Origin of the sequence: Neisseria mucosa, assembly GCF_003044445.1 — a bacterium.
In the GTDB taxonomy this organism is placed as follows: Bacteria; Pseudomonadota; Gammaproteobacteria; order Burkholderiales; family Neisseriaceae; genus Neisseria; species Neisseria mucosa_A.
Genome location: NZ_POWX01000013.1, coordinates 75581 through 81587 on the forward strand (window position 1 = coordinate 75581; position 6007 = coordinate 81587).

A 6007-nucleotide genomic window follows, 5' to 3' on the forward strand; every position below is an offset into this window, starting at 1 on the left:
AGGTCGTCTGAAAACTTAGCGGCAACGGAGTGACAGCGGATAAAACCAAAATGCCCGCACCGTCATTTCCGCTAAACTCAAACGGTTAATGGTTAAGCGAATCCGCCATCAAACCTTTCAGACGACCCGATTAAAAAACACAGTTACTTTCACAAATAATTGGAGAATCACCATGTCTTCAGGACTCGTTACGGCGGCGTACATCGTAGCCGCGATACTGTTCATCTTCTCGCTGGCGGGGCTGTCCAAGCAGGAAACCGCCAAGCAGGGCTGTTATTCCGGCGTAGCGGGGATGGCGGTCGCCTTGTTCGTTACCGTGTTTTCCGAAAACACCCACGGACTCGGCTGGATCATCATCGCCATGCTGATTGGCGCCGCCGTCGGCATCTACAAAGCCAAAAAAGTAGAAATGACCGAAATGCCCGAGCTGATTGCGCTTTTGCACAGCTTCGTCGGTTTGGCAGCGGTTTTGGTCGGCTTCAACAGCTATATCGCACCGGGCAACGTTTCGCACGATATGCACACCATCCATCTGGTCGAAGTCTATTTGGGCATCTTCATCGGCGCCGTAACCTTTACCGGCTCGCTGGTCGCGTTCGGCAAGCTCAACGGCAAAATCAGCAGCGCGCCGTTGCAACTGCCCGCCAAACACAAGCTCAACCTTGCCGCATTGGTTTTATCCTTTATCCTGATGCTGGTGTTCGTATCCGTTGACGGCAGCGGCATCATCCTGATTCTGATGACCCTGATCGCCCTCGCATTCGGCTGGCACTTGGTCGCCTCCATCGGCGGCGCAGATATGCCCGTGGTCGTGTCCATGCTGAACTCCTACTCCGGCTGGGCAGCCGCAGCAGCAGGCTTCATGCTCTCCAACGACCTGCTCATCGTTACCGGCGCACTCGTCGGCTCCAGCGGCGCGATTCTGTCCTACATCATGTGTAAAGCCATGAACCGCTCCTTCATCTCCGTCATCGCAGGCGGCTTCGGTACCGACGGTTCCGCCGCAGCCTCAGGCAGCGAAGAAATCGGCGAATACCGCGAAGCCAAACCCGCCGAAGTCGCCGAAATGCTGCGCAACGCCAGCAGCGTCATCATCACCCCGGGCTACGGCATGGCAGTGGCGCAGGCACAATACCCCGTTGCCGAAATCACCGAGCTTTTGCGTAAAAACGGCGCAGAAGTACGCTTCGGCATCCACCCCGTCGCCGGTCGCCTGCCCGGTCATATGAACGTCCTGCTTGCCGAAGCCAAAGTCCCTTACGACATCGTGTTGGAAATGGACGAAATCAACGACGACTTCCCCGAAACCGACGTAGTGCTGGTTATCGGCGCGAACGACACCGTCAACCCCGCCGCCCAAACCGACCCGAACAGCCCGATTGCCGGCATGCCCGTATTGGAAGTATGGAAGGCAAAAGAAGTCGTCGTCTTCAAACGCTCGATGAACACCGGCTACGCAGGCGTACAAAACCCGCTGTTCTTCAACGAAAACAGCGTCATGTGCTTCGGCGACGCGAAGAAAACCGTTGACGAAATTTTAGCGGAATTGAAGAAATAACATCTGAAGCCAAGATAAAAGGTCGTCTGAAAACCTGATTTTTGAGGGTTTCAGACGACCTTTTCTTATGAACACACTACGTTAAACATCCTATCGCCGTCATTCCCGCACAGGCGGGAATCCATCGCAAATTCTAAGAAACTGATGTTTGAAAAACAGTTACTGAGATTTAAAAATAGATTCCCGCCTGCGCGGGAATGACGACAGTCGGACAGAAATCTATGCCTCAACGTGCAGCCTGCCCCTCTCCCGTCCGGCGGGAGAGGGCTGGGGAGAGAGTGGCTCTACGAGCTGCACAAATTTGATTTTGCCTAAAGCTATAAAGCCACCCCCATCCTAGCCTTCCCCCGCCGGACGGGGGAAGGGATAAAGTTGCAGTTGCAGCAACGAGTAGCGTGGGCTTTGCCCACGAAACTTGCCGTATGTTCATTCGAAGGATAGTTGTGTTTTCATTCATTTCGTGGGCAAAGCCCACGCTACTTGAGTTACCCCAAGCCTGCGTTGATCGAATAAACGAGGTCGTCTGAAAACTAGCGTGAACGAGTTTTTCTAAAAACCGAATCTCAAGGTTTTCAGACGACCTTGTTTGTACCTGCAGCCTGCCCCCTCTCCCGTCCGGCGGGAGAGGGTTGGGGAGAGGGTGGCTCTATGGGTTGCGCAAATTTAATTTTGCCTAAAGCCACGAAGCCACCCCCATCCTAACCTTCCCCCGCCGGACGGGGGGAAGGAACAAGGTTGCTGATACGGCAAGAGGTCGTCTGAAATTGGCGGGTGGACAGAAATCTATGCCACGACGTGCAGCCTGCCCCCTCTCCCGTCTGGCGGGAGAGGGTTGGGGAGAGGGTGGCTCTATGGGCTGCACGAATTTGATTTCGCCTCAAGCCACGAAGCCACCCCCATCCTAACCTTCCCCCGCCGGACGGGGGGAAGGAACAAGGTTGCTGCTGCGACAAAAGGTCGCCTGAAACCGAAAACTTGGTTTCAGACGACCTTTTTCTTTTTTGCCTCTACGCAATACTATAAAATCCGTGCTGCCTCCGAGCGCGATACGGTTTGAAATTCAATAAAGGGAGTGAAAAATGGTGAAATGGAATATCTGGAAGAAAATCATAGAAACAATCAGTAAAAACAAGACTTGGTTGTATGAGAAAAGAAATGCGGTAATAGTTTTGTTTGCAGGGGCCACATCGGCATTTATTTTATGGATTATTCATGAGTTTGTTATCGAAAAGAATCATGACATTCCTCCTGGTGCTTGGAATCTTATTATTCTGATTGTTTCTTCCCCCGTTGCCTTCGTCATTTGGCATTTCCGCGACGAAAACAATAGACAGCAAATCGAGAACCAGCGCAAAGACATTAATCTGAAAGAATTTCAAAAACTGTCCGAATGGGTCAGCGGCGCGCATTTGCCGGAAATAAAAACCGTCAGTAAAACCACGCAGAAAAGCAGCTTAAAAGACGGAGCAGAAATTACAGAACAGCCGACGGAACAATCCGAAGAATATGCCAAAAGACCGGATACTACCGATTTTGATACCTTCAGCAAACGTGATGGCGCAATCGCTTTGCAGATTTCCGCCATTTACAACCTGCTGCCGTTTTTCCGAGGTGATTATGGCGAAAGTTTCCGCCTACCTGCATTTAATCTGTTGAAGTCTGCTTGGCAGGCGATGCAGCAGGAAAGTTTGAATCGTTTACTGATAGGGGAGATAGGGCAGGAAAATGAGAAGAGTGTAGAAGACGAAGATATTATTTGGGATGAAGAAAGCGTTAAATATGAGGTTACGAAAAAAGCGAAAAGTCCAATCGGTGTTGCTTTGACATATGTCCTATCCAGTTTAAATCAGAGTGGTACTAAATCAAATTTATCTGAATTCCCAATAGAACTTCTTGCAAACCTTTGTTTGGCGGGTATTGATATATTTGGGACAGATTTATCAAGATTAGAATTGACTGAGATAAATTTGTACGGGGCCAAATTGGTAAAAGTTAATTTACAGAATTCTGTTTTATACAAAGCCGATATGCGCAGAAGTTATATAGCATCTACTAATTTACAAAATGCTATGTTAGATAGTAGTGATTTGACAAGAACCCTTTTGGTAAGAGCCGACTTAACTGGGGCACAGTTGGTAGGAGCTAACTTGACGCAAGCTAATTTGATAAATATAAATTTACGGAATGCAAATTTACAAAATGCCGTACTAATTGATGCTAAATTATCAGAAGTCAATTTACAAAATGCTGATTTACGATCGGCAGAATTTGAATGGAAAAATTTAAGTCAGAATAATAATAATTTAAGATATGCAAAAATTACGGTTAATGATTTTGTTCGCCGAATATATCGTGAGTGGGACAAGGAAGAAAATATGAAGTGGTCATCTTCAAATGAAAGATTACATGTCATGCAGAAATTTTTTGAAGAAACGGGAATTCAAATTTTTGATGAAGAAGGAAATATCATGGTTGGAAAATAACAGACGTATATTTGCATGAATCTTTGCAAAGGTCGTCTGAAATCAAAATCTTGGTTTCAGACGACCTGTTCTTATAAACAAATCACGCCAAACACCCCGCCGCCGTCATTCCCGCGCAGGCTGGAATCCATCGTAAATTCTAAGAAACTGATGTTTGAAAACAGTTGCCGAGATTCAAAAGTAGATTCCCGCCTACGCGGGAATGACGGTAGTTGGACAGAAATTTATGCTGCGACTTGCAGCCTGCCCCCTCTCCCGTTCGGCGGGAGAGGGCTGGGGAGAGGGTGGCTCTGTGGGCTGCACGAATTTGATTTCCCCTCAAGCCGCAAAGCCCCCCATCCTAGCCTTCCCCCGCCGGACGGGGGAAGGAACAAGATTGCTGCTATGGAAAAAGGTCGTCTGAAACCCAAATCCTGTTTCAGACGACCTCTCTTCATCCCTCCGCAAAATCTTTAACACTCAAGCGGATAATCTCAAACGGGCGGTTTACCGCAAGCCGTTTGCGTCCAGCCATTTCTCCAAGTCTTCGGCGCTGATTTTGCCGCCGTTTTCTTCCAAATCGAGTTTGTTGACTTGTTTGCCTTTGCTGTATTTCGTGAGGACGGGCGTGCCGCCGAGTTTGTATTGTTGGCGGAACGCGGTCCATGCTTCTTTGTCTTGGTGCAGGCGGTGGACATTGACGAAGTAGATTTTGCCGTTCAGGTTGCGGCTGGCGATGTAGCGTTTGAACATGGGTTCGAAGGCGTTGCAGTCGCCGCAGCTCGGGCGGCCGATGTAGGCGTAAACGGTGTCTCCGTTGGCGACGCGTTTTTTGAAGCTTTCGACGGTCAGGCTGTCGAGGTGGAAGTAGATGTCGGAATAGGTGTCTTCCAGCCGCTTGGTGTTTTCGGCGGAAAGGCGCACGGCGGTTTGCGCTTCGGACAGGCTGTTTTTCAGGGCTTCGGTTTCACGGTCGGCGGCGCAGGAACACAAGAGCAGCGCGGCGGTCAGGACGGGCAGGATTTTCATGATTTGGCTCCTTGGTTGCGATAGGGAAAGTATACGCTTTTCGCGGCGGCGGGGTCGTCTGAAACGTGGGAAACGGCTTTTTTCAGACGACCTTTTGATGTATGGCAATGGGCGGGTGAAGTTGCGTTGTGTAGCGTGGGCTTTGTCCGCGATGGTTTGGGGGCATCGCTTTTTCGCGGGTATAACCCGCGCTAGGGCAACATTTATCCCTCATTCAGCCGCTCTGCCCCGGCTTTCTTGTCCGACAAGAGTTAAGAATTGTTGCTTTTTGAAAAGGTCGTCTGAAATCCAAGATTCGGCTTACAGAACATTTGCTTTGCTTGGAAAGCCCTTGAATGAACCGAATAAAGTAGCCTGGGCTTCGCCCTCGGTGGTTTGGGGGCGTCGCTTTTTCGCGGGTAGAACCCGCGCTAAGGCAGTGTTTATTTCTCATTCAGCAGCCCTACCCCAGCCATCTCTTCAACAAAAGGTCGTCTGAAACCTGAACTGCACCCCAAAAGTTGGACATCCCCTCCAACTCACAAGGTGCAGTTTTTTTATGAGCAAATATACATTACACTTCAAATACCAAGCCGTACTCCACTACCTGCATATACGCAGCCAACAGCGTACCGCAGATCATTACGGCATTTCCCGAACCCACCTGCGACGATGGATACGCGCCTATCAAGAAGGCGGCATCGGCGCACTCGAACATCCCCAATCCAAAACCATGACCGACCACCGCAAAAACCCCTTTATCGCCGACAAACCCGACCACGAAAAAACACAGGCAGAGCTTATCGAAGAGTTGTGCTATATGCGCGCAAAGGTTGCCTATCTAAAGGAGTTAAAAGCCCTCAGCCAAAAGCGGACCGCAAAGGACAAAGCCAAACCGTCCAAACACTGAGGGCGCAACACCCGCTCAAATACCTGCTGCACATCGCAAACCTGCCCAAAAGCAGCTTTTACTACCACC

The 6007-nt window shown here is 49.8% G+C and carries 5 protein-coding genes; 4 read left to right on the forward strand and 1 reads right to left on the reverse strand.

Features of this window, described 5'->3' with window-relative positions:
* Nucleotides 1-172: 172 nt before the first annotated feature.
* From pntB to DBY90_RS12895, 3 genes are all read left to right on the forward strand, one after another.
* Complete coding sequence (gene pntB, locus DBY90_RS08525; RefSeq protein WP_070492695.1) at nucleotides 173-1558, forward strand: Re/Si-specific NAD(P)(+) transhydrogenase subunit beta; 1386 nt, start codon at nucleotides 173-175, stop codon at nucleotides 1556-1558.
* Nucleotides 1559-2637: 1079 nt separating this feature from the next.
* Nucleotides 2638-4041, forward strand: coding sequence for a pentapeptide repeat-containing protein (locus DBY90_RS08540; RefSeq protein WP_070492694.1), 1404 nt, complete (start codon nucleotides 2638-2640; stop codon nucleotides 4039-4041).
* 15 nt (nucleotides 4042-4056) lie between these two features.
* Nucleotides 4057-4497 carry a hypothetical protein gene (locus tag DBY90_RS12895; protein WP_185952200.1) on the forward strand — a complete coding sequence of 147 codons (441 nt, stop codon included), beginning with the start codon at nucleotides 4057-4059 and terminating at the stop codon, nucleotides 4495-4497.
* A gap of 30 nt (nucleotides 4498-4527) precedes the next feature.
* On the opposite strand, the gene DBY90_RS08550 is transcribed toward DBY90_RS12895, so the two are convergent.
* A complete protein-coding gene (locus DBY90_RS08550) occupies nucleotides 4528-5049 on the reverse strand; it encodes a thioredoxin family protein (RefSeq protein WP_070492693.1) in 522 nt (173 codons plus the stop codon).
* Nucleotides 5050-5587: 538 nt separating this feature from the next.
* On the opposite strand from DBY90_RS08550, the gene DBY90_RS08560 reads away from it, so the two are divergent.
* Nucleotides 5588-5938 carry a helix-turn-helix domain-containing protein gene (locus DBY90_RS08560; protein ID WP_107986413.1) on the forward strand — a complete coding sequence of 117 codons (351 nt, stop codon included), beginning with the start codon at nucleotides 5588-5590 and terminating at the stop codon, nucleotides 5936-5938.
* Nucleotides 5939-6007 lie beyond the last annotated feature (69 nt).

Excerpts from the sequence above, each read along its gene's own strand:
- pntB (WP_070492695.1), top strand. The coding sequence starts at position 173 with ATGTCTTCAGGACTCGTTACGGCGGCGTACATCGTAGCCGCGATACTG.
- DBY90_RS08540 (WP_070492694.1), top strand. The coding sequence starts at position 2,638 with ATGGTGAAATGGAATATCTGGAAGAAAATCATAGAAACAATCAGTAAA.
- DBY90_RS12895 (WP_185952200.1), top strand. The coding sequence starts at position 4,057 with ATGAATCTTTGCAAAGGTCGTCTGAAATCAAAATCTTGGTTTCAGACG.
- DBY90_RS08550 (WP_070492693.1), bottom strand. The coding sequence starts at position 5,049 with ATGAAAATCCTGCCCGTCCTGACCGCCGCGCTGCTCTTGTGTTCCTGC.
- DBY90_RS08560 (WP_107986413.1), top strand. The coding sequence starts at position 5,588 with ATGAGCAAATATACATTACACTTCAAATACCAAGCCGTACTCCACTAC.